The sequence below is a fragment of the Pseudomonas sp. EA_65y_Pfl1_P113 genome, from assembly GCF_963970525.1.
GTDB classification, from domain to species: Bacteria; Pseudomonadota; Gammaproteobacteria; order Pseudomonadales; family Pseudomonadaceae; genus Aquipseudomonas; species Aquipseudomonas tritici.
In genome coordinates this window covers 193,610-218,716 of the sequence record NZ_CAXAQM010000004.1, presented here as the reverse complement: position 1 = coordinate 218,716, position 25,107 = coordinate 193,610, and the positions used below count along the sequence as shown (strand labels likewise).

General features: G+C 60.4%; 20 protein-coding genes. 6 read left to right on the top strand and 14 right to left on the bottom strand.

Annotation, left to right across the window (positions count from 1 at the left end):
• Positions 1-6 precede the first annotated feature (6 nt).
• Together AACY52_RS06480 and AACY52_RS06475 are read left to right on the top strand one after the other, a co-directional pair.
• Positions 7-3,072, top strand: a complete 3,066-nt coding sequence (locus AACY52_RS06480) for an efflux RND transporter permease subunit (protein WP_339560359.1) — start codon at positions 7-9, stop codon at positions 3,070-3,072.
• A 154-nt stretch (positions 3,073-3,226) separates the two neighbouring features.
• A complete protein-coding gene (locus tag AACY52_RS06475) occupies positions 3,227-3,430 on the top strand; it encodes a hypothetical protein (protein WP_339418170.1) in 204 nt (67 codons plus the stop codon).
• 65 nt (positions 3,431-3,495) lie between these two features.
• Here the strand turns inward: AACY52_RS06475 and AACY52_RS06470 are convergent, their stop codons facing one another.
• From AACY52_RS06470 to plsB, 3 genes are read right to left on the bottom strand one after another with little or no spacing between them, the layout of a single operon-like run.
• Positions 3,496-4,185, bottom strand: coding sequence for a DUF4197 domain-containing protein (locus tag AACY52_RS06470; protein WP_339418169.1), 690 nt, complete (start codon positions 4,183-4,185; stop codon positions 3,496-3,498).
• Between the two features lie 25 nt (positions 4,186-4,210).
• Positions 4,211-4,612, bottom strand: a complete 402-nt coding sequence (locus AACY52_RS06465; RefSeq protein WP_339435880.1) for a YbaY family lipoprotein — start codon at positions 4,610-4,612, stop codon at positions 4,211-4,213.
• Positions 4,613-4,663: 51 nt separating this feature from the next.
• Positions 4,664-7,183, bottom strand: a complete 2,520-nt coding sequence (gene plsB / locus AACY52_RS06460; protein WP_339560358.1) for a glycerol-3-phosphate 1-O-acyltransferase PlsB — start codon at positions 7,181-7,183, stop codon at positions 4,664-4,666.
• Between the two features lie 182 nt (positions 7,184-7,365).
• On the opposite strand from plsB, the gene AACY52_RS06455 reads away from it, so the two are divergent.
• Complete coding sequence (locus tag AACY52_RS06455; RefSeq protein WP_032891681.1) at positions 7,366-7,575, top strand: cold-shock protein; 210 nt, start codon at positions 7,366-7,368, stop codon at positions 7,573-7,575.
• A gap of 75 nt (positions 7,576-7,650) precedes the next feature.
• Here the strand turns inward: AACY52_RS06455 and AACY52_RS06450 are convergent, their stop codons facing one another.
• The 4 genes from AACY52_RS06450 to AACY52_RS06435 form a co-directional block, all read right to left on the bottom strand.
• Entirely contained in the window at positions 7,651-8,028 is a 378-nt protein-coding gene (locus tag AACY52_RS06450; RefSeq protein ID WP_339418166.1) for a hypothetical protein, read from the bottom strand.
• A gap of 48 nt (positions 8,029-8,076) precedes the next feature.
• Positions 8,077-8,886, bottom strand: a complete 810-nt coding sequence (locus tag AACY52_RS06445) for a putative RNA methyltransferase (RefSeq protein ID WP_339435882.1) — start codon at positions 8,884-8,886, stop codon at positions 8,077-8,079.
• The gene (gene dapE / locus AACY52_RS06440) at positions 8,886-10,037 is read right to left on the bottom strand and encodes a succinyl-diaminopimelate desuccinylase (protein WP_065872455.1); all 1,152 of its coding nucleotides are present in this window, start codon (positions 10,035-10,037) and stop codon (positions 8,886-8,888) included. The genes AACY52_RS06445 and dapE overlap by 1 nt, the downstream gene beginning before the upstream one ends.
• 159 nt (positions 10,038-10,196) lie before the next feature.
• Positions 10,197-12,788, bottom strand: coding sequence for a glycosyltransferase (locus AACY52_RS06435; protein ID WP_339418164.1), 2,592 nt, complete (start codon positions 12,786-12,788; stop codon positions 10,197-10,199).
• Positions 12,789-13,005: 217 nt separating this feature from the next.
• Between AACY52_RS06435 and tcdA the strand changes: the two genes are divergently transcribed.
• A complete protein-coding gene (gene tcdA / locus AACY52_RS06430) occupies positions 13,006-13,815 on the top strand; it encodes a tRNA cyclic N6-threonylcarbamoyladenosine(37) synthase TcdA (protein WP_370467832.1) in 810 nt (269 codons plus the stop codon).
• A 96-nt stretch (positions 13,816-13,911) separates the two neighbouring features.
• Here the strand turns inward: tcdA and AACY52_RS06425 are convergent, their stop codons facing one another.
• The 4 genes from AACY52_RS06425 to AACY52_RS06410 all read right to left on the bottom strand — a co-directional run bounded on the left by AACY52_RS06425 (position 13,912) and on the right by AACY52_RS06410 (position 16,967).
• On the bottom strand, positions 13,912-14,325 hold the full coding sequence (locus AACY52_RS06425) for a SufE family protein (protein WP_339418162.1): 414 nt from the start codon (positions 14,323-14,325) through the stop codon (positions 13,912-13,914).
• Complete coding sequence (locus AACY52_RS06420) at positions 14,322-15,527, bottom strand: cysteine desulfurase (protein ID WP_339435885.1); 1,206 nt, start codon at positions 15,525-15,527, stop codon at positions 14,322-14,324. Before AACY52_RS06420 ends, AACY52_RS06425 begins: the two co-directional genes overlap by 4 nt.
• A 64-nt stretch (positions 15,528-15,591) precedes the next feature.
• Entirely contained in the window at positions 15,592-16,626 is a 1,035-nt protein-coding gene (dapD, locus tag AACY52_RS06415) for a 2,3,4,5-tetrahydropyridine-2,6-dicarboxylate N-succinyltransferase (RefSeq protein ID WP_339418160.1), read from the bottom strand.
• Positions 16,627-16,658: 32 nt separating this feature from the next.
• Positions 16,659-16,967, bottom strand: a complete 309-nt coding sequence (locus AACY52_RS06410; protein ID WP_231984831.1) for an arsenate reductase — start codon at positions 16,965-16,967, stop codon at positions 16,659-16,661.
• A gap of 252 nt (positions 16,968-17,219) precedes the next feature.
• Between AACY52_RS06410 and AACY52_RS06405 the strand changes: the two genes are divergently transcribed.
• Complete coding sequence (locus tag AACY52_RS06405) at positions 17,220-18,863, top strand: Na+/H+ antiporter (protein WP_339435886.1); 1,644 nt, start codon at positions 17,220-17,222, stop codon at positions 18,861-18,863.
• Positions 18,864-18,875: 12 nt separating this feature from the next.
• Here the strand turns inward: AACY52_RS06405 and dapC are convergent, their stop codons facing one another.
• The 3 genes from dapC to map all read right to left on the bottom strand — a co-directional run bounded on the left by dapC (position 18,876) and on the right by map (position 23,780).
• Entirely contained in the window at positions 18,876-20,075 is a 1,200-nt protein-coding gene (gene dapC, locus AACY52_RS06400; protein WP_339530430.1) for a succinyldiaminopimelate transaminase, read from the bottom strand.
• A 143-nt stretch (positions 20,076-20,218) separates the two neighbouring features.
• Positions 20,219-22,921 (bottom strand): [protein-PII] uridylyltransferase, encoded by a 2,703-nt coding sequence (locus AACY52_RS06395; protein ID WP_339418154.1) that lies wholly within the window; start codon positions 22,919-22,921, stop codon positions 20,219-20,221.
• A 64-nt stretch (positions 22,922-22,985) separates the two neighbouring features.
• Positions 22,986-23,780: a type I methionyl aminopeptidase gene (map, locus tag AACY52_RS06390; RefSeq protein ID WP_065872446.1), complete on the bottom strand. Its 795-nt coding sequence runs from the start codon at positions 23,778-23,780 to the stop codon at positions 22,986-22,988.
• 387 nt (positions 23,781-24,167) lie between these two features.
• Here map and rpsB point away from each other — a divergent pair, with 387 nt between their 5' ends.
• Positions 24,168-24,905 carry a 30S ribosomal protein S2 gene (rpsB, locus tag AACY52_RS06385; protein ID WP_049709669.1) on the top strand — a complete coding sequence of 246 codons (738 nt, stop codon included), beginning with the start codon at positions 24,168-24,170 and terminating at the stop codon, positions 24,903-24,905.
• Positions 24,906-25,107: the final 202 nt, after the last annotated feature.

Genomic DNA, 25,107 nt, shown 5'->3' with positions numbered 1-25,107 from the left:
CCCCCAATGGGTTTCAATCTTTCCGAATGGGCGCTGCGTAATCGCCAGATCGTACTGTTCCTGATGATCCTGCTGGCGGTGGTTGGCACCTTGTCCTACTCCAAGCTGGGACAAAGTGAAGACCCACCGTTCACGTTCAAGGCCATGGTGATCAAGACCAACTGGCCGGGGGCCACGGCCCAGGAAGTTTCGCGGCAAGTCACCGAGCGCATCGAGAAAAAACTCATGGAGACGGGTGAGTACGAGCGCATCGTCTCCTTCTCGCGGCCCGGCGAATCCCAGGTCACTTTCATTGCCCGTGATTCCATGCATTCGGCGCAGATCCCCGACCTGTGGTACCAGGTGCGCAAGAAGATCAGCGACATCCGCCAGACCTTGCCGCCGGATATCCAGGGGCCGTTTTTCAACGATGAGTTCGGCACCACCTTTGGCAATATCTACGCGCTGACCGGCGATGGTTTTGACTACGCCCTGCTCAAGGACTACGCCGACCGCATCCAGATTCAACTGCAGCGGGTGGCGGATGTGGGCAAGGTCGAACTGCTCGGCCTGCAGGATGAAAAGATCTGGATCGAACTGTCCAACCTCAAGCTGGCCACGCTCGGCCTGCCATTGGCGGCGGTGCAGCAGGCATTGCAGGAGCAAAATGCGGTGTCCACTGCGGGCTTCTTTGAAACCCCTAGCGAGCGCGTGCAACTGCGGGTGTCGGGCAACTTCAAGAGCGTGGAAGAGATCCGCAACTTCCCGATTCGCGTGGGTGACCGGACCTTCCGCATCGGCGATGTAGCCGACATCCACCGCGGCTTCAACGATCCACCGGCACCGCGTATGCGCTTCATGGGCGAAGATGCCATTGGCCTGGCCGTGGCCATGCGTGACGGCGGCGATATTCTGGTATTGGGCAAAGCCTTGGAGAGCGAATTCTCACGCCTGCAGAAGAATCTTCCGGCAGGCATGGAACTGCGCAAGGTGTCGGACCAACCGGCGGCGGTGAAAACCAGCGTCGGCGAATTTGTGCAGGTGCTGGCCGAAGCGCTGGCCATCGTGTTGCTGGTGAGCTTCTTTTCCCTTGGCGTGCGCACGGGCATGGTGGTGGCCCTGGCGATTCCGCTGGTGCTGGCGATGACCTTTGCCACCATGTATTACCTCGGCATCGGCCTGCACAAGATTTCCCTCGGTGCCCTGGTGCTTGCCTTGGGTTTGCTGGTGGATGACGCGATCATCGCGGTAGAAATGATGGCGATCAAAATGGAGCAGGGCTATGACCGGCTCAAGGCCGCCAGCTTTGCCTGGACCAGCACCGCATTCCCGATGCTCACCGGTACGCTGATCACGGCGGCGGGCTTCCTGCCGATCGCCACGGCGCAATCGAGCACCGGCGAATACACCCGTTCGATTTTCCAGGTGGTGACCATTGCGTTGCTCGCCTCGTGGGTGGCCGCCGTGGTGTTTGTGCCCTACCTGGGGGAAAAACTCCTGCCGGACCTGGCGAAGATTCACGCAGCCAAGCACGGCACCGATGGCCCAGATCCCTACGGCACGCCGTTCTATCAACGTGTAAGGCGTTTGGTGGAATGGTGTGTGCGTCGGCGCAAGACCGTGATCGTGCTGACCCTGTTGCTGTTTATCGGCTCGGTGGCGTTGTTCCGTTTTGTGCCTCAACAGTTCTTCCCAGCTTCTGGCCGACTGGAGCTGATGGTCGACCTGAAGCTGGCCGAAGGTGCCTCTTTGAGCAACACCGCTGACCAGGTCAAACGCTTGGAGACGCTGCTCAAGGAGCATGAAAGCATCGACAATTACGTGGCCTATGTCGGTACGGGCTCGCCGCGCTTCTACTTGCCCCTGGATCAGCAACTGCCGGCCGCCAGCTTCGCGCAATTTGTGGTGCTGGCCAGAACCATTGAAGAACGTGAAAGCCTGCGCACCTGGCTGATCGAAACCCTCAACGAACAATTCCCGGATCTGCGCTCACGCGTCACACGCCTGGAAAACGGTCCGCCCGTGGGCTACCCGGTGCAGTTCCGCGTGACCGGTGAGCACATCGAAGAAGTCCGCGCCCTGGCACGCAAAGTCGCGGCCAAGGTTCGCGAAAATACCCATGTGGTCAACGTGCACCTGGACTGGGAAGAACCGAGCAAGATCGTCTACCTCAATATCGACCAGGACCGCGCCCGCGCCCTTGGCGTGAGCACGACCAACCTGTCGAAGTTCCTGCAGAGTTCGTTGACCGGTTCCAGCGTCAGTCAGTACCGCGAGGACAACGAGTTGATCGAGATCCTTCTGCGTGGCACGGTGCATGAACGCACCGAGCTGTCATTGCTACCAAGCCTGGCGGTGCCCACCGACAACGGTAAAAGCGTAGCGCTGTCGCAAATCGCCACCCTCGAATACGGCTTCGAGGAAGGCATTATCTGGCACCGCAACCGTCTGCCGACGGTGACCATCCGCGCTGACATCTATGGCAAGGAGCAGCCGGCGACATTGGTCCAGCAGATCTTGCCAACCCTTGCAGGCGTGCGGGCCGAACTGCCGGATGGCTACCTGCTGGACGTCGGCGGTACGGTCGAGGACTCGGCCCGTGGTCAGAACTCGGTCAAGGCAGGCGTGCCGCTGTTTATCGTGGTGGTGCTGACTCTGCTGATGCTGCAACTGCGTAGCTTCTCGCGCACTGCCATGGTGTTTCTGACAGCGCCGCTGGGGTTGATCGGTGTGACGTTATTTCTGCTGGTATTCCGCCAGCCGTTTGGCTTTGTGGCCATGCTGGGGACCATCGCACTGTCCGGGATGATCATGCGCAACTCTGTGATCCTGGTAGATCAGATCGAACAGGACATCAAGGCGGGCCTGGCACCTTGGCAGGCAATCATCGAAGCCACCGTGCGACGTTTCCGCCCGATTGTGCTGACAGCCCTGGCGGCCGTGCTGGCAATGATTCCACTGTCACGCAGTGTGTTCTTCGGACCAATGGCCGTGGCGATCATGGGTGGCTTGATCGTGGCGACGGCGTTGACGTTGTTATTCTTGCCAGCGTTGTACGCGGCATGGTTCCGAGTCAAACCACAGTCCGTGTAAAAGCTTGTCGTAGGGATTTTCACAAAGGCAATACGCAGGCGGGAACGTTTCAGAGACGCGGGGCCACACATGAATTACCTGATTGCCAGGTCTTCTACCAGCAGGCTTCACCCCTGCTGGTAGAAGCTTAAATCTGATGATTCAAGGAGTGTTTATGAAAATTGATATCAATGTCAGCGCTTTCAAACCCGCCTGCAACAGCAACCCATGCGGGCCTGGCAAGCCTGAACCTGCCAAGCCCAACGACCCTTGCAAAGACGCTTGCAAGCCCCGCAATAGTTTCGCGATAGGCTTCGGTGTCATGCCGTTGGGCGCGATCGCTTTTGGGGGTATTGGGCTTTTAGGGAAGATCTTCTAATCACGTGAAGACTTCCAGATCCGGGCAGGTGAGCTCCCCACATCTGCCCGGGCTTCTGCCTGGGCTTACAGGGCGCCGAAGACTTTCTTCGCCAGGCTGGTCGCGGCAGCTGCAGGGTTCTCGCGAATGGTTTCTTCCTGCTTGGCAATCATTTTGAACAGCCCATCCAGCGCTTGCTCGGTCACGTAGTTTTCGACGTTGGCGCTCTTGGCGTCCAACGCGCCAAAGGCAGCAGCCTTGCCGGCCAGGGCGTTGTACTGTTGGGCCACGCCGACCTTGTCGGTAGCCGCCTTGACGATCGGCAGGAACTTGGCGCGGATTTGTTCGCGGCTGCTTTTGTTCAGGTACTGGGTTGCCGAATCCTGACCCCCACTGAGGATGCCCTTGGCGTCACTCACGCTCATGTTTTTCACGGCGTTGACCAGGATCGGCTGGGCCTGGGTCACGGCGGTTTCGGCGGCCTTGTTCATGCTGGTTTCCAGCTGAGTGACTTGATCACCCATGCCGAACATTTTCAGTTTGTCGGCGACTTTGCCCAGCTTGCCCGGCAGGCCGATCTTCACTTCGGGGTTATCGCTGAAACCACCGGGGACGCCCAGTTGCTTCACGGCGATCTGCGCGCCTTGGGTCAGTGCATCCTTGAGGCCGCCGGCGGCATCACCTTGGGACAGGCTGCCAAGATCCAGGGCCATGGCATTGGCCCCGAGCAGCAATCCGGCACACAGGGCAGTAAAACGAAGGGAGTTACGGAGCATGGGCGCTTCCTTATGAAGTTCGAATTCAGTGGGCGACAGCATCAACCCGCAGACGCAACGGTTGTGGGTCCTGGCCGTTGAGCTGCACAGAATGCCGTTCGGTGGTGATAAACAGTAGCTTGCCATCCAGCTCGATGCGAGCGCTCACCGAGTAACTGCGGCCAGGCTTGACTTGCGCCGGGTCGTAGCTCAGGTGAAAGGGCAACGGCACTTGGCCTTTGACCGGGCCTTTCTGTTCGGCCAGGGTGACGGCCGGGGCGTCCATCAACGACACGTCTTGCAGGCTGACGCTCAAGGTCGCGGTCGGCGGCAGGGCAATGCGTTGCAGATAGAACACTTCGCCATCAAGGCTGGCCTTGGAAGTGGGGGTCATGGATTGGCAGGCTCCAAGCAAGGCGGTGAGGCCCAGGAGAATGATCTTTTTCATGGTACAGCTCCTTTTCAACGGCGCCGGCATCCAATCGGCGCCTGTTTAAATCTAGCGGGTTTCTTCAGGTATCGGGGCTTCGGGTTCGACGGACGCTTCAGCAGCGCCATCCACACGATGCAGGGCCACCTGACGGATCGACAGGCGAATATCCGCCGGCAACACGCGCTTGGCTGCGCCTTCAGCCAGCTCACCCAGCAGGTCGTGGTAGCTCAGCTTGCCGGCTTCATTGCGACGCAGCACATCTTGCTCCAACAAGGTCTGGATGAAATGTCGGAAAAGGCTCTTGTCGAAGAACTCTGGAGCGTTGAGGCCATGCAGGATCGACAGGCGCTGGGCCATGATCGTGCACAGGTCTTCCAGCTCTTCGGCGCTGATGCTGCTTTGGCCACTGTTGAGCAGCAGCGAAATCGCCATGTAGAAGCGTTGCAGGGTCTGGGCGATGCTCTTGGACAGCAGCGTGAGCAGTACGAAGTGCCGCGAACTGGGGGCCGGGCGCAAGAACACGTCTTTCTCGAACCGCAGCAGGCCCTGTTCGACAAAAGCCTCCAGCCATTGGTCAACCATCGTGTCCAGCTCTTCCAGCGACCAGCGGATAAACAGCTCCGATTGCAGGTACGGATACAGCGCGTGGGTGTAGCGCAGGATCTGGTCGCGGCTCATGCGCGAGCTGCTCTGGAAGAAGCTCGCCAGCAGCGCCGGCAGGGCAAAAATGTGCAAAACGTTATTGCGATAGTAGGTCATCAGGACGGCGTTTTGCTCGTCCAGGTACAGAATTTTACCGAGGGCGTCGCTCTGTTCCGATAGCAGGTCCATGTCCTTGACGTGCTTGATCAGCGCCAGGCCATCGCCCTCAGGCAACGTGGTGTGAGGCGAGTACGGCACACGGCGAAGCAGCGCCAGGTACAGGTCCAACTGGCGCGCCATGGCTTGTTCGTCGAGCGCCAGGCGCGTAGTGGACAGCAGTGCCAGCGCTACCAGGTTCACTGGGTTCACTGCCGCAGCTTCGTTCAGGTGGCGCGCCACCTGTTCGCCAAGGCGGTTAGTGGTTTCGTTGAGCCAGGCTGGTTTGTAGTTCGGGGCGAGTTCCTGGGCGCGCCAATCCGGCTGTTCGCTGTCGAGGAATTCGGCCAGCTTGATCGGCTCGCCGAAGTTGACTGCGACCTGGCCAAAGCGCTGCTTGAGCGCGCCAACCACCTTGAAAATATCGAAGATCGATTCTTTCTTCTTGGTCGCGCCGCGCAGCTCGCCGAGGTAGGTGCGGCCTTCGAGCACGCGTTCGTAGCCGATGTACACCGGCACAAACACGATCGGCATACGCGAGGAGCGCAAGAAACTGCGCAGGGTAATCGCCAGCATCCCGGTCTTCGGTTGCAGCATGCGACCGGTGCGCGAGCGCCCGCCTTCGACGAAGTACTCCACCGGGAAACCCTTGGTGAACAGGGTATGCAGGTATTCGTTGAACACCGAGGTGTACAGCGGGTTGCCCTTGAAGGTGCGGCGCATGAAAAACGCACCGCCACGGCGCAGCAGGCTGCCGATGACGGGCATGTTCAGGTTGATACCGGCGGCGATATGCGGCGGAGTCAGGCCATTTTTGAACAACAGGTAAGACAGCAACAGGTAGTCGATATGGCTGCGGTGGCAAGGTACGTAGATCACCTCGTAACCCTGGGCAACCTTTTGCACACCTTCGATGTTATTGACCTTGATCCCGTCGTAGATCTTGTTCCAGAACCAGCTCAGCACCACTTCCAGGAAGCGGATCGCGGTGTAGGTGTAGTCCGAGGCGATCTCGTTGCCGTAGCGCAAGGCCTGGGCCTTGGCTTTTTCCGGGGAGATTTTTTCCCGCTCAGCCTCGTCGGCAATGGCTTTGCGCACCAGCGGCATATTGACCAGGCCTTTCACCAGATTGCGGCGGTGGGACAGGTCGGGGCCGATCACGGCGGTCTTCAGGTTACGAAAGTGCACACGCAGGATGCGCTGGGCCATCCGCACCGTGCGTTCGTGGCCTTTATTGTGCTCGATCAATTCACGCAGGTTGATAGGCGCAGAGAATTGCACACGGGTCTTGCGACCGAGGATCAGGATGCTCAAGAACCGACGCAGACGCCCGGTGACCGCCCAACTGTCGGCGAATAACAATTTCCACGGACTGGACTCGCTTTCGGGGGATTGGCCCCAAAACACGCTGACCGGAATGATTTGTGCATTCTCCTCGGCGTGCTCGCTGAGGGTGTTGACCAGGCGGGTCAGGGTCGGCGGCGCGCCGCGCTTGTCTTGGCGGCCGAGCCAGTCGGGCTCTGGCGTGAGGTAGAAGAACGCCGCCGCTTCCATTAGCGGGCCGACCGCTACCGGCAGCACCGGGCGCGGCAAGCCGGCCTTGGTGCACTCGGCATCGACCACCGCCAATTCGCTGAGGGAGGGTGATTGCAGGACGTATAACACCGGCCGGCTGCGGTCCAGGTTGAGGGTTAAGGACGACTGGTTGATCGTCTCCGAGCGAACCCAGAGGTACAACAGTCGGCGCAAGGTGCCAAATACCAGACGGCGAAACGGGGAGCGGGTCATACGGCTTCTGCTTTGAGTGGGAAAAACCGAGCAGACGCTCGGGCGGGTAGTGTGCCGTATTCGCCGAAAATCGGCAAAAAAGCAGCGATGTAAACTTGAGTTGATCGTTTTTGAGCCTGTCTTATACTCGGCAGTTCAATGCGAGCGACTCAACAATAAAAATGCATGTGGGAGTAAGACAGATGGCAACGCGCGAAACCGGCAATGTGAAGTGGTTCAACGATGCAAAGGGCTATGGGTTTATTCAACGCGAGGACGGCAAGGATGTGTTTGTGCACTACCGCGCCATTCGCGGTGATGGTCACCGTTCTTTGGCCGAGGGCCAGCAGGTGGAGTACGCCGTGGTGACTGGCGAGAAGGGGTTGCAGGCGGAGGATGTAGTCGGCCTGTAAGGCCGAGCTGCAAATTGCAAGCTTCAAGCTGCAAGCGGGTTGGCTTCAGCTTGAGGCTTGTAGCTTGCAACTGCTTTAAGCTGTCTTCCAGGTGATCTGCTCTTCACCGTCTTCACTGATACGAATCCAGGTGTCAGCGCTTTCCTCACCTTCCTCTTCAACCCAAGTACCCGGCGCGCAACGCACTTCCACCTTCAGCGCGGCAAACGCGGCGCGGGCGCAGGCGATGTCGTCATCCCACGGGGTCTGGTCGCTTTCCAGGAACAGGCTATTCCATTTGCCTACAGCTTTCGGCAGCCACGTTACCGGCACATCGCCGGCCTTGCACTTGTAGGTCTGACCCCGTTGGACCCAGTCGGTGCACGGGCCGAGGGCGGCGCCCAGCCAGGCGGCAATGGCCTTGTAGTCGACGTCAGCGTCCTTCAGGTAAATCTCGATATCGGGTTGGCGCATGGATGTTCCTCGTTGCGGGATTCGAAAATCCATTCGCGGAAAAGTCGGTTAGTTAAGCACGAAATAATCGTAGCGCATCGACACAGTGACCAGCAGCGGCTCGGCCGCCTCGATCACTTGGGCGCGGCGCTCGGCACTGGCGCGCCAGCCGTGGGGTGTCATGGCCAGCAGGTTGGCGCGGTCCAGGGGCTCGGCCAGGCTCAGCGTGAATTCCAGCGTCTCGCTGTGCGCCAGGCTCATGCCGTCTGGCACCAGGGCCAGATGCTTGTCGTCGGTGTATTCGCGCACTTCGTCGTACAGGCGTTCGCGCAGTTCCATCAGGTGGCCGCTGGTAGGACCGACCTTCATCAAGCCGCCGCCAGTGCTGAGCAGGCGCTTGGCCTCCTGCCAGTCCAATGGGCTGAACACACTGGCGAGGAACTGGCAACTGGCATCGGCCAAGGGCACACGGGCCATGCTGGCGATCAACCAGGTCAGCGCCGGGTTGCGCTTGCACGCGCGCTTGACCGCTTCTTTGGAGATATCCAGCGCGTAGCCATCGGCGTGGGGCAGGGCGTCGGCTATTTGCGCGGTGTAGTAACCCTCGCCACAACCGATGTCGACCCAGCGCGCCGGCGCGCGTTCAGCAGCCAACTCGGCCAAGCGTTTTGCCACGGGAGCGTAGTGGCCAGCGTTGAGGAAGTCGCGGCGCGCTTCCACCATCGCCAGGTTATCGCCCGGGTCGCGGCTGTTCTTGTGCTGCACCGGCAACAGGTTCAGGTAACCCTGGCGCGCACGGTCGAAACGGTGCCCGGCCGGGCAGGCCACGCCATTGTCGACCGCGTTGAGCGGTGCGCTGCAAATGGGGCACGCGAGCATCAGGCGAGCAACTTGATCAGGGTCTGGTAATAGATTTCGGTCAGCACATCGAGGTCGCTGGCGAGGATGCGTTCGTTGACCTGGTGGATCGTTGCGTTGACCGGGCCCAGCTCTACCACTTGAGTGCCGAGGGTCGCAATGAAGCGCCCGTCGGAGGTGCCGCCACTGGTGGACGCCTTGGTCTCACGACCGGTGATCGCCTTGATGCTCGCCGATACCGCATCCAACAAAGCGCCCGGCTCGGTCAGGAACGGCAGGCCCGACAGCGCCCATTCCACGTGCCAGTCCAGGCCATGCTTGTCGAGAATCGCCGCAACCCGTTGCTGCAGGCCTTCCACGGTGGATTCGGTGGAGAAGCGGAAGTTGAACACCGCTGTCAGCTCACCGGGGATCACGTTGGTTGCGCCAGTGCCCGAGTTGAGGTTGGAGATCTGGAAGCTGGTCGGCGGGAAGAACGTGTTGCCGTCATCCCAGTGCTCAGCGGCCAGTTCGGCCAGTGCCGGAGCGGCCAGATGGATCGGGTTTTTCGCCAGGTGCGGGTAGGCCACGTGACCTTGCACACCGCGTACGGTCAGGGTGGCGCCGAGTGAGCCACGACGGCCGTTCTTGACTACATCGCCCACCAGTGTGGTGCTTGACGGTTCACCGACGATGCACCAGTCCAGGCGCTCCTTGCGCGCGGCCAGGCGTTCGATTACCGCCTTGGTGCCGTGGTGCGCGGGGCCTTCTTCATCGCTGGTGATCAGGAAAGCGACCGAACCCTTGTGGTCCGGGTAATCGGTGACGAAACGTTCCGCCGCCACCAACATGGCTGCCAGGCTGCCTTTCATGTCTGCCGCGCCACGCCCGCAGAGCATGCCGTTTTCGTCGATCAGCGCGTCGAACGGGTCGTTCTGCCAAGCCTGCACCGGACCGGTCGGCACCACGTCGGTATGGCCGGCAAAGCACAGCACCGGGCCGTCATGCTTGCCGTGAGTGGCCCAGAAATTGTCCACGTCTTCGATGCGCATCGGTTCCAGCGCAAAACCTGCGTCGCCCAGGCGCTGCATCATTAGCTTCTGGCAATCGGCGTCGATCGGCGTCACCGAGGGGCGACGGATCAGGTCGATGGCAAGTTGAAGGGTCGGCGAAAGGTCGGCATGGGCCGTCATGAAAAACTCCGGAAGCGTGTAATGGGCGCAGGACGAATGTGGACTTGAAGCGGTGCAGCTCCCACACAGAGCCGGGGCTATGCCAAGTCTTGCAAAACGGCCGTTATCTTATAGCAAAACGGCGGCCAGAGGCCGCCGTTTAGTGCATTGCGCAAGTTTTTACACGGCTGTGACAGGCTCAGCCTTCACCGAAGGTTTTGGCAGCGAAGACAGGAACGCCATGATCAGCGCCGCCACATACGGCAGCGACTGCACCAGCAGCATCACCACCCAGAAGCGGATGTCATTGCTTGGCAGGCCCTGCACCAAGTAAATCCCGAGCGCCGCGCCCCACAACAGCAGCATGATGAACATCTCTTCGCGGGCTTCGGAAATCGCCACCCAGAAGCCGTGGTTATCCGCGTTTTTCGGTGTACGAAAGAACGGAATACTGGTGGTGAAGAATCCGTACAGCACCGCTTTGGCGATGGTGTGTGACAACGCCAGGCCGGCCAGGGCTGCGCAGAACGCATCCTTGAGGTTCACACCCATGGCGCGGCGGTACAAGAAGATGATCTTGCCGACTTTGAACACAAACAGTGCCAACGGCGGGATCGCGAAAATCAGCAACGGCGGGTCGACCCGCGTCGGCACGATGATCATCGCCGCCGACCACAACAGCGCGCCAACGGTGAAGAAGATGTTCATGCCGTCCGCCACCCACGGCAACCAGCCCGCGAGGAAGTGGTAGCGCTGGCCACGGGTCAGCTCTGTGCCTTTGCCGCGCAACAGGCTTGCGGTGTGACGCTTGATGATCTGGATCGCACCGTAGGCCCAGCGGAAACGCTGTTTCTTGAAGTCGATAAAGGTATCCGGCATCAGGCCCTTGCCGTAGCTGTCGTGGTAATACGCCGCCGACAGGCCTTTCTCGAATACACGTAGGCCCAGTTCGGCGTCTTCGCAGATGCACCAGTCGGCCCAGCCCAGTTCTTCAAGCACCGAGCGACGGGTCATGGTCATGGTGCCGTGCTGGATGATCGCGTCGCGGTCGTTGCGGGTGACCATGCCTATATGGAAGAAGCCCTTGTATTCCGCGTAGCAGAGCTTCTTGAAGGTGCTTTCGTTCTGGTCGCGGTAATCCTGCGGTGACTGCACCACGGCGATTTTCGGGTCGGCGAAGTGCGGCACCATGTGCTTGAGCCAGTTGGGCGACACGCAGTAGTCGGAGTCGATCACCGCGATCACTTCGGCATCCTTGGCGGTGTGCGGGATCAGGTAGTTCAGTGCGCCGCCCTTGAAACCTGCCAGGGGCGCGACGTGGAAGAACTTGAAGCGCGGGCCCAGGGTTTCGCAGTAGTCGCGCACCGGCTCCCAAACGGCCGGGTCCTTGGTGTTGTTGTCGATGATCAGGACTTCGTAGTCCGGGTAATCGAGGGCGGCCAGGGCGTCGAGGGTCTGTTTGACCATCTCAGGCGGCTCGTTGTAGCACGGCACATGGATCGACACTTTCGGGCGGTAGTCCGACTCCCCCTCCACCGGCAGGAATTCACGCCGGCGCTTGTGAGTCCATACCGCTTCCGCCAGTTCGTGGGCTTCGGTCAGCAACACGATAAACACGCCCAGGGCGCCGAGGGCCAAGAGGATGCCCACGGTGACACTGAACCACGTGCTGTATTGCTGGCTGTAGTCGTAACCGATCCACACCAGCACTGAACCGCACAAGAACGCGATAAACGTCAGGAAGGTCCGGCCGCGTTGGCGCAGGGCCGAGCCGTCGATCATTAACAGGGTCAAGGACAGCAGCGCAAGTATGACCGAGCCAATGGCCAGTACGCGCCATTGCGGGATCGCGACCACCGGCCCTTCAAAGTTGAATTTCTGCTGGCGTGCGCCGTTGAACACACCCCAGTAAGCGCCGGCCGAGCCTTCGTCGCTGACTTTCCACGGCTGATCGAACGCCTCGATCACGAAGTAGTTGTAGCCCTGACGGTTCAGCTTGTTCACCAGCGTACGCAGGTAAATCGCCTGGTCGGCCGGCGACGTTTCATTGCCGCCGCGCATGCGCCCGTTGCTCGGCCAGCCAACCTCCGACAGTAGCAGCGGCTTTTTCGGGAACAGTTTCTTCAGATCCTTGGCGCGGTCGAGTACGTACTGGCCGGCCTTGTCCATCGGAATGTATTCCCAGAACGGCAGGATGTGCGCGGCGATCAGGTCGACGTGCTTGGCCAGTTGTGGGTTCTTCTCCCAGATGTCCCATTGCTCGGATGTCGTCACCGGCACTTTCACAGCGGCGCGCACTCGATCCAGCAGCACGATCAACGCTTCTGGCGTGATGTCCTTACGGAACACCGCTTCGTTACCGACCACCACCCGCACCACACTGCGCGAGGTGTTGGCGATTTCGATGGCGCGCTGGATTTCCCGCTCGTTACGTTCAAGGTCCGGGCTGATCCAGATCCCCAATGTCACGCGCAGGCCGAATTCTTCCGCCAACTTGGGGATGTCGCTCAGGGTGCCGTCGACCGAGTAGGTACGGATGTTGTCCGTCAGCTTGCTCATGATCTCAAGGTCGCGACGCATCTGATCGTCGGTCGGGAACTGGTTTTTCTGTGGGTACTGACCTTGCTGGAACGGCGAGTAGGAAAAACCGGAGATCTGCTCAGGCCAGTTGGGAGCAGTGACCGGGCGGTTGATCAGCGCCCAGAAACCGGTGAACAGTGCGGCAATTGCCAGCACGATCACCAGGTTGAGTCCAAATTTACGCGATGCCATGGTTATGTCAGGTTCCAAAAGGTGTGGAACGAAAAGAGGTGTCGGCCTGCGCCGAACGGCGCGCATCCTACACCGGCCCTTCCCTGACCGTACAGCAAGCAGAGAAAAACCGGACATTAGTCAGCGAAAGGCCATCTAAGTTCTTTACTTGTAGCTTGTCGCTTCGAACTTGTCGCTGCGTAGTCCATAATGCGCGCCGGTTTTTGGGGTAATGGTCATGAGCACAGAAGATCCACGGTTTGCAGGCGTCGCCCGTTTGTATGGCATTGAAGGCCTGGAACGCTTGAAAGCGGCCCACGTGGCAATCGTCGGCGTCGGCGGCGTGGGCTCGTGGGCGGCGGAAGCCATGGCCCGTTGCGGGGTGGGCGAGATTTCGCTGTTTGATCTGGACGATGTCTGCGTCAGCAACAGCAACCGCCAGTTGCACGCGCTGGACAGCACCGTGGGCAAGCCCAAGGTCGAGGTGATGGCCGAGCGCCTGAAGGGCATCAACCCGGATTGCACCGTGCATGCGGTGGCGGACTTTGTGACCCGCGACACCATGGCCGAGTACATCACGCCGGATATCGACTGCGTGATCGACTGCATTGACGCCGTTAACGCCAAGGCGGCATTGATTGCCTGGTGCAAGCGCCGCAAGATCCAGATCATCACCACCGGCGGCGCCGGCGGGCAGATCGACCCGACGCTGATCCAGGTCTGCGACCTGAACCGCACCTTCAATGACCCGCTGGCGTCGAAAGTGCGCTCCACGCTGCGTCGCGACTATGGTTTCTCACGCACCGTGACCCGCCATTACAGCGTGCCGTGCGTGTTTTCCACCGAGCAACTGCGCTATCCCAAGCCGGATGGCAGTATTTGTTTGCAGAAGAGTTTTGTCGGGGATGGCGTGAAGCTGGACTGCGCCGGTGGGTTTGGCGCGGTGATGATGGTCACGGCCACGTTCGGCATGGTGGCGGCGACCAAGGCGGTGGACAAGATTGTGGCTGGGGTGCGGCGGCCGTCGGAGCGGGTCAAGTCTGCTTAAAACTTAATGCCGTGCACCGCTCAAAATGTGTGTGGCTTGCCTGCGATAGCCGGATAGACCGAGGTGCCTGTATCGCAGGCAAGCCCGCTCCCACATTTAGTTTTGTGTAGGGCTTAGTTCTCGCATGCGCTTCAGGACCGCGTTCAGGCCATTGCTGCGCGACGGTGACAGTTGACGGGAAAGGCCCAACTGGTTGAACCAGTCAGGCAGATCCACCCCTTGCAACTCAGCCGCCGATAACCCATTGACCCGTGCCAGCAGCAACGCCACCAGCCCGCGAATCAGCCGCGCATCGCTGCTCGCCGCAAACTGCCAATGCCCATCCTGCAAACGCCCCACCAACCACACCAGGCTTTCGCAGCCCTGCACCAGGTTGGCGTCGACCTTATCTTCATCCGCCAGGGCCGGCATACGCTCGCCCCACTGCATCAACATCCGCGCGCGTTGCTCCCAGCTACCGACGGCTTGAAAGGCTTCAAGCGCGCTGACCGCATCCACCGGCACACTCATCGCAACATATCCAGGGCCTGGTCCAGCGCTTCAAAAAAGCGTTCCAGGTCATCGGAATCGTTATACAGCGCCAGGGACACGCGGATCGCCCCCGACAGGTGCATGGCCTTGAGCAACGGCATCGCGCAGTGATGACCCGCGCGCACGGCAATGCCTTGCTCGGTCAGCAGGTGCGCAAGGTCGGCGTTATGCACGCCGTCGACCACAAAACTGACCAACGCCACCTGCGGTGACCCCAGCACGCGCACGCCATTGCGCGCCTTGAGCCCACGCAACAGGTAGTCATGCAGGGCTGCTTCATGGGCGACGACCGCTTGTTGATCCAGCGAGCTCAGGTAATCCAGGCTGGCGCCGAGGCCAATCACGCTGGCAATCGGTGGTGTGCCGGCCTCGAAACCCAGCGGCGCGGGCCGGAAACTGGCGCTGTGGTAGTCGGCTTTTTGCACCATTTCTCCTCCAAACTGCCAGTGGCGCAGGTGATGCAGGGCGTCATTGCGCCCAAACAGCACGCCGACGCCGTCCGGGCCGTACAGTTTGTGGCTGGAAAATACGTAGAAGTCGCAACCCAGGGCCTGCACGTCGTGGCGGCCATGGACGATGCCTTGGGCGCCGTCGACCACGGTCAGGGCACCGTGGGGCTGGGCCAGCGCGAGAAGGGCCTCCAGCGGCTGCCAGGCGCCGAGCACGTTGGACAGCTGGCTTACCGCCAGCAGGCGTGTGCGCGAGCCGATCAGCTCCGCGGCGGCTTGCAGGTCGATCACGCCGTCCTCGCCAAGTGGCAATACCACCAGCGTCAGCGCGCGACGTTTGGCCAACTGCTGCCACGGCAACAGGTTGGCGTGGTGCTCGAGGGCGCTGATGACAATCTCATCGCCCGCATTGAATAAATGCTCCAGGCCATAAGCCAGGAGGTTCAGCGCAGAGGTCGCGCCGTGGGTAAACACAATCTGCCCGCTGTCACCTGCATTCAACCATTGCGCGACCTTGCTGCGACTGTCTTCGAACGCCTGTGTCGCATGGGCTCCCGGCAAATGTTGCGCGCGGTGCACATTGGCTGCGCCATTGGCGTAGTAATGGCTGATGGCATCCAACAAGGCTTGGGGTTTTTGCGTGGTGGCGGCGTTGTCCAGGTAAGTCTGGTCTTGCCGTTGCAGGGTGGCGATGGCCGGGAAATCGGCGCGCCAGGGGGAGGGCACAAGCATGGTGATCAAGACTCGTATAAGCGAGCCCCAGGGGAGGGGCCCGCTAGTGGCATCGAGTGGCTGCTTAGTTGTGAGCGTGCAGCGCTTCGTTCAGTTCGATAGCCGATTTGTGGGTTTTGCACTCCACGGCACCGGTCTCGGAGTTACGGCGGAACAGCAGGTCCGGCTGGCCGGCCAGCTCGCGCGCCTTGACCACTTTGACCAGTTGGTTCTGCTCGTCCAGCAGCGCAACCTTGGTCCCGGCCGTCACGTACAGGCCCGATTCGACGGTGTTGCGGTCGCCCAACGGGATACCAATACCGGCGTTGGCGCCGATCAAGCAGCCTTCGCCGACCTTGATCACGATGTTGCCGCCACCCGACAGGGTGCCCATGGTGGAGCAACCGCCGCCCAGGTCAGAACCCTTGCCGACGAACACGCCCGCCGATACGCGGCCTTCGATCATGCCCGGGCCTTCGGTGCCGGCGTTGAAGTTGACGAAACCTTCGTGCATCACGGTGGTGCCTTCGCCCACGTAGGCGCCCAGGCGGATACGCGCCGCATCAGCGATACGCACACCGCTCGGCACCACGTAGTCGGTCATTTTCGGGAACTTGTCTACCGAGAACACTTCCAGCAGATCGCCACGCAGGCGCGCTTCCAGCTGGCGTTCGGCCAGCTCATTGATGTCGATCGCACCTTGGCTGGTCCAGGCTACGTTCGGCAGCTGCGGGAACACACCGGCCAGGCTTAGGCCGTGTGGCTTGACCAGGCGGTGAGACAGCAGGTGCAGCTTGAGGTAAGCCTCAGGCGTGGAGGTCAGTGCAGTGTCTTCGGCCAGCAACGTGGCGACCAGCGGCGTGTGGCTTTCAGCCAGGCGGCTGATCAGGGCAGCTTGGGTAGCGTCGACGCCTTTGAGCGCGTCAGCCATTTGCAGGGCCTGGGTGACGGTGAAGGTGATTGCCTGGTTGCCTTCGGTGTAGCCGATGATCGGCGCGATGGCCGCGACGATTTCAGCCGATGGGTTGAGCAACGGTTGTGCGTAAAACACTTCCAGCCAAGCACCTTGGCGGTTCTGAGTGCCGACGCCGAAGCCCAGGCTGAACAGGGAATGGGACATGGTGTTACCTCTACAAAAAATGGAAGGCTGGCCTACTTGAGGGCCGCCGAATAACTTTCTGGCTTGAAGCCAATCAGGGTTCTGTCACCGAGATCGAGCACCGGGCGCTTGATCATCGAGGGTTGTGCGAGCATCAATTCAATGGCTTTCGACTGATCGAGATCGGCTTTGCGTTCGTCTTCGAGTTTGCGAAAGGTGGTGCCCGCACGGTTCAAAACCACCTGCCAACCGTGCTCGTTGCACCATTGGGTCAAGTGCTCGCGGTCGATACCGGCCGTTTTATAGTCGTGGAACTCATAGCTCACAGCGTGCTCATCGAGCCAGGTGCGGGCCTTTTTCATGGTGTCGCAGGCTTTGATGCCGAAAAGGTGCAACGTTTTGCTTGAAGCGGTCAAGGAATTGCCCCCTTTGAGCGAATGAAATGGAAAGGTTACGGATTATGCCACGACCAGCGGCCTCTGGTGCCCCTCGTCATGCTGGCGTGAGACTTATGTGCAAATGCCAGCCGGCAGCATAGGTGGGTAATATGGCACTTCAACGGCGAGTTGTTGCCTCATGTGTCGTTGCGAGTCGATTGTCCGGGAAACCGCGTTATGCAAACCGCCTACACCGTTCTTATCCTACTGATGTTGGTCAGCGTTTCGCGTCTGGTCGGGCGTGTCATCCCCCTGCCGTTACCCTTGGTGCAGATCGCAGCGGGCGCCTTGCTGGCCTGGCCCACGTTGGGGCTGCACGTGGCGCTGGACCCGGAGTTGTTCCTGTTTCTGTTCCTGCCGCCGCTGCTGTTCTCGGATGGCTGGCGCATGCCCAAGCGTGAGTTGTGGCGCCTGCGTGGGCCAATCCTGACGTTGGCGGTGGGGCTGGTGCTGTTCACCGTGGTGGGCGCCGGTTACTTCATTCACTGGATTTTGCCTACGATCCCGCTGCCCGTGGCCTTCGCCCTGGCGGCTGTGTTGTCACCGACGGACGCCGTTGCGGTGTCGGCCATTTCCCAGAACCGTCTGCCCACGCCGCTGATGCACATGCTCCAGGGCGAGGCCCTGATGAACGATGCGTCGGGCTTGGTGACCTTCAAGTTTGCCCTGGCGGCGGCGTTGACTGGCGTGTTTTCCCTGGCGGATGCCAGCCTGGCATTTGTGTTGGTCGCCGTGGGGGGCCTGGCCGTGGGGGTGGCATTGAGCTGGCTGGTCGGGCGACTGCGTGCGTGGATGATCGCGCGAGGCTGGGACGACCCGGCGACTCACGTGGTGTTTATGTTGCTGCTACCGTTCGCCGCCTATGTGCTGGCTGAGCGCTTGGGCGCATCGGGCATTTTGTCGGCGGTGGCGGCGGGCATGATGCAAAGCTGGCTCGACCTGCTACCCCGCCAGACCAGCACCCGCTTGCTCAATCGCAGTGTGTGGTCGTTGCTGGAGTTTGCCTTCAACGGCTTGATTTTCCTGCTGCTGGGCCTGCAACTGCCGGACATCATTAAGGCCGTGGTCAGTCACGAGCCGACGCTGTGGCCGACATTGTTTTATCGCTGCCTGGATGTGGTCTCGATCTTTCTGGTGCTGGTGGTGTTGCGTTTCATCTGGGTGCAGAGCATCTGGCGGCTGTCGGGTTTACTGCGCCGGATTCGTGGGAAAAGTGAATTGACGCTGGTGCCGACTGCACGCTCTTGCTGGCTGCTGACCGTCGGTGGTGTGCGCGGTGCGGTGACGCTGGCGGGTGTGATGTCAGTGCCGTTGCTGCTGGCGCCGGGCCAGGATTTCCCCGAGCGCGACTTGCTGATCTTCATTGCTGCCGGGGTGATCCTGCTGTCGCTGATCGCCGCATGCATCGCCTTGCCCCTGCTGTTGCGCGGGATCGAAAAGAGCCCCGATGAAAAGCGCCATAACGAAGTGCGCGAGGCCTGGAAAAAGACCGCAGTGGCTGCAATCCATGCGCTGGAGGCTGAAGAACCGGCGGAAAGCGAAACCCAGGACGCCGCCCAGGCTGCGCTCGCGACCGAACTCAAGGCTCGCCTGATGTCGGAGTATCGCCATCAGTTGAACGTGTTCAACGACTCAGCCGAAGCCCAGGCGCTGGCGCGGCAGATGGACCTGCTTGAGCGCAAGTTGCGTCTGAAGGCCCTGCGCGCGCAGCGCTTGGAGTTGTACAGCTTGAGCCGTCATCACCAGATTGGTGACGACGTCTTGAGGGAAGTGTTGGCCGAGTTGGATATGAGTGAGGCTAATCTGGGTCATGTGAAATGACCCAGCTAGCCGTTAGCGGCGACGCTGAATAAAATCGCGAATCCGCTCCGCCGCTTCCACACACTCCGCCAAGGGGGCAACCAACGCCATGCGCACACGCCCGGCGCCGGGGTTGAAGCCGTCGACTTCCCGCGACAGGTACGAGCCTGGCACCACAGTGACATGTTCCTCTACGAACAGATCCCGGCAGAAAGCGGCGTCATCACCTTCGACATTCGGCCACAGGTAGAAACCGCCGTCGGGGTTTTGCACGTCCAGTACTGGCTTGAGGATCGCCAGCACCGCATCGAATTTCTCGCGGTACAGATCACGATTGGTCTGCACGTGGGCTTCGTCCTGCCAGGCAGCAATGCTCGCCAGTTGGGTTTGCACCGGCATCGCGCAACCGTGGTAGGTGCGGTACAGCAGGAACGCCTTGAGAATGTCGGCGTCGCCGGCCACAAAACCGGAGCGCAGGCCCGGCAGGTTGGAGCGCTTGGACAGGCTGTGGAACACCACGCAACGCTTGAAGTCCTGGCGACCCAGCTCGACGCAGGCACTCAACAGGCCCGGCGGCGGGGTTTGCTCGTCGAAGTAGAGTTCGCTGTAGCATTCGTCGGCAGCGATCACGAAGTCGTATTCGTCGGCCAGGGCGATGAGTTTTTTCAGGGTGTCGACCGGTATCAACGCGCCGGTCGGGTTGCCGGGGGAGCACAGGAACAGGATCTGGCAGCGTTTCCAGACGTCCGGCGTCACGGCATCGAAATCCGGGTTGAAGCCATTGGCGGCCAGGCACGGCAGGTAATGCGGCTTGGCCCCGGCCAGGAACGCGGCGCCTTCGTAGATCTGGTAGAACGGGTTCGGGCTCACCACCAGCGCATCGTCGCCGCGATTGACCACGGTTTGGGTGAAGGCGAACAGCGCTTCACGCGTGCCGTTGACCGGCAAGATGTTGCGCGCCGGGTCGAGCCAGCCCCTGGGCACATTGAAGCGGCGCTCGCACCAGGCGCCGATGGCCTCGCGCAGCGCGGGAATGCCCAGGGTGGTCGGGTACACGGCCATCTGGTCAAGGTTATTGCTCAGCGCTTCGGCCACGAAGGTCGGGGATTTGTGCTTCGGCTCGCCGATGGACAGCGCGATCGGGCGTTTGTCCGGGTTCGGCGTGACACTGCCCAGCAGGGCGCGCAGTTTTTCGAACGGGTAGGGCTGCAGTTGGTTCAGGGCGTTGTTCATGTAAGCCTCTATCACGGTGAACACAGACTCTGTGGGAGCTGGCTTGCCTGCGATGGGGACGCCGCGGTACACCAGAGACTCCGCAGCGATGCCATCGCAGGCAAGCCAGCTCCCACAGGGATCGTGTTTACAAAGTTAAAAATTCATATAGTCAGGTGCGTCAGTTCGACGTTCGGTTGCTGAGTCACGCTTAATTGCTGCTCGATGGCTTTCTGCAAGCGGCGGCACAGTTCCGGGTCGGACAATGGCTGGTTGTCGGCGTCGGTGATGAAGAACACGTCTTCCACGCGCTCGCCGAGGGTCGCGATCTTGGCATTCTGCAACGACAGGTCGAACTCCAGGAAAATCCCACCGACTCGCGCCAACAGGCCCGGGCGGTCCGGGGCGCTGAGTTCCAGCACAGTTACCGGGCGCTGGGCGTCGTTGGAGATGGTCACCTGTGGGGCAAACGCAAAATGCTTGAGCTGACGCGGCACCCGGCGCTGGATGATGGTCGGGTAGTCGTCAGGGTTGTGCAGGGCCTCGGTCAGGCCTTCGCGGATCTTTTTCACGCGTGCTGGGTTGTCACCAATTGAGTCGCCATCGGTGTCGAGCACGATATAAGTGTCGAGGGTGAACTGGCTGCTGGAGGTGATGACCCGGGCGTCATGGATGTTGAGGTTGAGCTGGTCCATGGCGGCTACCGTCACAGCGAAGAAGTCGTGCTGGTCCGGCGCATAAATGAAGATCTGCGTACCGCCCTCGAATTCGCGCTGGGTGGTCTCCTTGACCAATACCAGCGGGCCGCCATCGGCTGGCTGCTGCAAGATCGCGTCAGTGTGCCAAGCCACGTCGCCAGCGGTGTGGCGCAGGAAGTAATCGTCGCCCAGTTGCGACCACAGTTGTTCGACGTCGTCTGGGTCGTTGCCGCCGCGCACCAATATATCCAGCGCCGCGCTTTGGGTGCGGCGGATCTGCTCTTCGCGGTCCACCGGGTTTTCCAGGCCGCGGCGCAGGGCGCGCTTGGTCTCGGTGTACAGCTGGCGCAACAGGCTGGCGCGCCAGGAGTTCCACAGCGTCGGGTTGGTGGCGTTGATGTCGGAGACGGTCAAGACGTACAGGTAGTCGAGGTGGGTTTCATCGCCGACGATCTGTGCGAAGTCGTGGATCACCTGTGGGTCGGACAGGTCCTTGCGTTGGGCGGTGGTGGACATCACCAAATGGTTCTGCACCAGCCAGACGATCAGGCGACTGTCCCACAGCGGCAACTGGTGGCGCTGGCAGAACGCCTCGGCATCCACCGCACCGATCTCGGAGTGGTCGCCATGCCGGCCCTTGCCTATGTCGTGGTACAAACCGGCCAGGTAGATCAGCTCGGGCTTGGGCAACTTGGCCATCAGCTTACTGGCCAAAGGGAATTTCTCTGACACCTGGGTGTACTGCAACTTACGCAGGTGCTTGATCAGGTTCAGGGTGTGCGCATCCACGGTATAAATGTGGAACAGGTCGTGCTGCATTTGCCCGACGATAAAGCCGAACTCCGGCAGGTAGCGCCCGAGGATGCCGTAACGGTTCATGCGCCGCAGGTTGCGGTGGATGCCGATTTTGCACTTGAACAGCTCGATAAACAGGCTGGTGTTGCGGATGTCGTTGCGGAAATCGTCGTCGATCAGGTGACGGTTTTCCCGCAGCAGGCGAATGGTGTCGGCGCGCACGCCTTTTATTTCCGGCTGCTGGGCCATCAGCACGAAGATTTCCAGCATGGCGAACGGCGTGCGGCGAAACACATTGTCGTTGCGCGCTTCGATATAGCCGTCGTGCAGTTGGAAACGCGAGTTGATCGGTTGCGGCGGCGCTTCGTCTTCAGGGGCCAGGATCACCTCTTCGAAGTGCTGGATGATCAGGTCGCTGAGCTGGGCAATGCTCATGACCACCCGGTAATACTGCTGCATGAAGCTTTCGATGCTGGTCTTTGCGTCTTCGCCTTCAAACCCCAGCAGGGTGGCGATGGAGCGCTGATGGTCGAACAGCAGGCGGTCTTCGGAGCGCCCCGCGAGCATGTGCAGGGCGTAGCGCACCTTCCACAGAAAATCCTGGGACGAGGCCAGCAGGGCGTTCTCGCTTTCCACCAGGAAGCCTTCACCGGCCAATGCCCGCAGGTTCAAGGTGCCGTATTGGCGGCGGGCAACCCACAAAATCGTCTGGATATCCCGCAGTCCGCCCGGTGAGCCTTTGACGTTGGGTTCCAGGTTGTATTCGGTGTCGTTGTACTTGTGGTGCCTGGCCTTTTGCTCGGCGCGCTTGGCCAGGAAGAACTCCTTGCTCGGCCACATGTGCGCGGTGCTGGTGACTTCGAGCATGCGCTGGCGCAGGCGCTCGGGGCCGGCGATGGTGCGGCTTTCCATCAGGTTGGTGATCACCGTGAGGTCGGCGCGGGCTTCTTCGGCGCATTCGTCGACCGAGCGTACGCTCTGGCCGACTTCCAGGCCGATGTCCCACAACAGCGTCAGAAAACGCTCGATGGAATCGCGAAAGATCTCATGATCGGCGCTGTCCAGCAGGATCAGCAGGTCGATGTCGGAGTAGGGGTGCAGTTCGCCACGCCCGTAGCCGCCGACCGCCACCAGGGCGATGTCGGCGTCTTCGCTCCAGCTGAACTGCTCCCAAGCCTTTTGCAGGATGTTATCGACAAACCAGGCGCGGTCTTCGATCAACCGACGGATGTCCCGGCCGCTGCGAAAGCGCGCATCGAGCACCTCGCGGGCCTGGCGAATAGCTTTCTTGAACGCGGCGATGGGGCTCGCCTTCAGGGCCAGTTCGGCCTGGAACTGGCCACGGTCGAAGAGTTCGGGATCCACCTGGGGCATCGATCGGCTTTCCTTTCTATCAAACAGTCAGTCACAACACAGTGGGGGAAAACCTGAGCAACCGTTACGCCGAAGCAGCACCTGAAGTGCGCGGGATTGTGTCGTCGGCGCGCAGGGTGAAGATTTCATAGCCGGTTTCGGTGACCAGCAGGGTGTGTTCCCACTGGGCCGAGAGCTTGCGGTCCTTGGTGATGGCGGTCCAGCCGTCGCCCAGCACTTTGGTATCGGCCTTGCCCTGATTGATCATCGGCTCGATGGTGAAGGTCATGCCTGCCTTGAGTTCCATGCCAGTGCCGGCGCGGCCGTAGTGCAGGATCTGTGGCTCTTCGTGGAACACGGTGCCGATACCGTGGCCGCAGAATTCGCGCACCACCGAGAAGCCGTTCTTTTCAGCGTGCTTCTGGATCACTTCGCCGATGTCGCCCAGGCGGCAACCCGGTTTGACGATTTCGATGGCCTTGTACATGCATTCCTGGGTCACCTGGGACAGGCGCTCGGCCCAGACCGGCACGGTGCCGACGTGGAACATGCGGCTGGTGTCGCCGAAGTAGCGGTCCTTGATCACGGTAACGTCGATGTTCAGGGTGTCGCCGTCCTTCAACGGTTTGTCACCGGGAATCCCGTGGCAGACCACGTGGTTGACCGAGGTGCAGATCGACTTGGGGAAGCCTTTGTAGTTCAACGGCGCAGGGATAGCACCCTGCACGTTGACGATATAGTCATGGCAGATTTGGTTGAGGGTCTCGGTGGTAACGCCGGGCTTGACGTGCTCGGCGATCATTTCCAGCACGTCGGCAGCCAGTTTGCCGGCGATGCGCATGCCGGCGATGTCTTCGGCGGTTTTCAAACTAACGGTCATACAGGCTCTCTCTAGCGCGACGCGCTGAAATCAATACGGTTTACGGGCGTGCGACAAGAGGTTACAGAATTCGCACAAGCCACAAAAAACGCGATTCTAACAGACGATGGCGTCAAATCATGAGCCTCTGATGATCGCTTCTTTCTATAAGGTAGGGCGATGTTGGCTCTATTCAAGGGGTTACACGAAAGCGACCGGCGGCAAATGTGATTGCGTGTTCCGTTTTTGCCGATGCTGTGGTATAAAATGCGCCGCTTTCCGGGGATGCCCCGCAGAGCTTAAATCCACACACGTGTCGACACGATGACCTGGGTGCCGGAGGCTTTGAAGCCGCTGGTTGGTCATTGGGATACGTGGAGGCCAAACCCGACTTATTAAGGAACTATCATGTCCCAAGTCAACATGCGCGATATGCTGAAGGCCGGTGTGCACTTCGGTCACCAGACCCGTTACTGGAACCCGAAAATGGGTAAATACATTTTCGGCGCGCGTAACAAGATCCACATTATCAACCTTGAAAAAACCCTGCCTATGTTCAACGAAGCTTTGACTTTCGTAGAGCGCCTGGCTCAGGGCAAAAACAAGATTCTGTTCGTCGGCACCAAGCGTTCCGCTGGCAAGATCGTTGCTGAAGAAGCAGCACGTTGCGGTTCGCCGTACGTCGATCACCGCTGGTTGGGCGGCATGCTCACCAACTTCAAAACCATCCGTGCTTCCATCAAGCGTCTGCGTGACCTTGAAGTGCAAGCCGAAGACGGTACTTTCGCCAAGCTGACCAAGAAAGAGGCGCTGATGCGCACTCGCGACCTGGAAAAGCTCGATCGTTCCCTGGGTGGTATCAAGGACATGGGCGGTCTGCCTGACGCACTGTTCGTTATCGACGTTGATCACGAGCGTATCGCGATCACCGAAGCCAACAAGCTGGGCATCCCTGTTATCGGCGTAGTCGATACCAACAGCAGCCCGGAAGGCGTTGACTACATCATCCCAGGCAACGATGACGCAATCCGCGCTATCCAGCTGTACATGGGTTCGATGGCTGACGCTGTAATCCGTGGTCGCAACCACGTTGCTGGTGGTGCCGAGCAGTTCGTTGAAGAAGCTCCGGTAGCCGCAGCTGAGTAATTGACGCCCTGGCGTTGACTCAGTAAGCAAAAAGGGGGCTTGGCCCCCTTTTTGCCACCTCGAAAACCATTTGTCGGCGCCCATTTGTGGCAGCGCAACCTAGCGACTGTAACGTGCAGCGGCCTACAAGGGTGATTCGGGAAGAATTGATCGCCCGTTTGATCGGGTGGAATGGTTGAAAACCTATCCAAGAGGATTTTGA

Coding starts and splice junctions, on each gene's coding strand:
- AACY52_RS06480 (WP_339560359.1), top strand. CDS start 7: ATGGGTTTCAATCTTTCCGAATGGGCGCTGCGTAATCGCCAGATCGTA.
- AACY52_RS06475 (WP_339418170.1), top strand. CDS start 3,227: ATGAAAATTGATATCAATGTCAGCGCTTTCAAACCCGCCTGCAACAGC.
- AACY52_RS06470 (WP_339418169.1), bottom strand. CDS start 4,185: ATGCTCCGTAACTCCCTTCGTTTTACTGCCCTGTGTGCCGGATTGCTG.
- AACY52_RS06465 (WP_339435880.1), bottom strand. CDS start 4,612: ATGAAAAAGATCATTCTCCTGGGCCTCACCGCCTTGCTTGGAGCCTGC.
- plsB (WP_339560358.1), bottom strand. CDS start 7,183: ATGACCCGCTCCCCGTTTCGCCGTCTGGTATTTGGCACCTTGCGCCGA.
- AACY52_RS06455 (WP_032891681.1), top strand. CDS start 7,366: ATGGCAACGCGCGAAACCGGCAATGTGAAGTGGTTCAACGATGCAAAG.
- AACY52_RS06450 (WP_339418166.1), bottom strand. CDS start 8,028: ATGCGCCAACCCGATATCGAGATTTACCTGAAGGACGCTGACGTCGAC.
- AACY52_RS06445 (WP_339435882.1), bottom strand. CDS start 8,886: ATGCTCGCGTGCCCCATTTGCAGCGCACCGCTCAACGCGGTCGACAAT.
- dapE (WP_065872455.1), bottom strand. CDS start 10,037: ATGACGGCCCATGCCGACCTTTCGCCGACCCTTCAACTTGCCATCGAC.
- AACY52_RS06435 (WP_339418164.1), bottom strand. CDS start 12,788: ATGGCATCGCGTAAATTTGGACTCAACCTGGTGATCGTGCTGGCAATT.
- tcdA (WP_370467832.1), top strand. CDS start 13,006: ATGAGCACAGAAGATCCACGGTTTGCAGGCGTCGCCCGTTTGTATGGC.
- AACY52_RS06425 (WP_339418162.1), bottom strand. CDS start 14,325: ATGAGTGTGCCGGTGGATGCGGTCAGCGCGCTTGAAGCCTTTCAAGCC.
- AACY52_RS06420 (WP_339435885.1), bottom strand. CDS start 15,527: ATGCTTGTGCCCTCCCCCTGGCGCGCCGATTTCCCGGCCATCGCCACC.
- dapD (WP_339418160.1), bottom strand. CDS start 16,626: ATGTCCCATTCCCTGTTCAGCCTGGGCTTCGGCGTCGGCACTCAGAAC.
- AACY52_RS06410 (WP_231984831.1), bottom strand. CDS start 16,967: ATGAAAAAGGCCCGCACCTGGCTCGATGAGCACGCTGTGAGCTATGAG.
- AACY52_RS06405 (WP_339435886.1), top strand. CDS start 17,220: ATGCAAACCGCCTACACCGTTCTTATCCTACTGATGTTGGTCAGCGTT.
- dapC (WP_339530430.1), bottom strand. CDS start 20,075: ATGAACAACGCCCTGAACCAACTGCAGCCCTACCCGTTCGAAAAACTG.
- AACY52_RS06395 (WP_339418154.1), bottom strand. CDS start 22,921: ATGCCCCAGGTGGATCCCGAACTCTTCGACCGTGGCCAGTTCCAGGCC.
- map (WP_065872446.1), bottom strand. CDS start 23,780: ATGACCGTTAGTTTGAAAACCGCCGAAGACATCGCCGGCATGCGCATC.
- rpsB (WP_049709669.1), top strand. CDS start 24,168: ATGTCCCAAGTCAACATGCGCGATATGCTGAAGGCCGGTGTGCACTTC.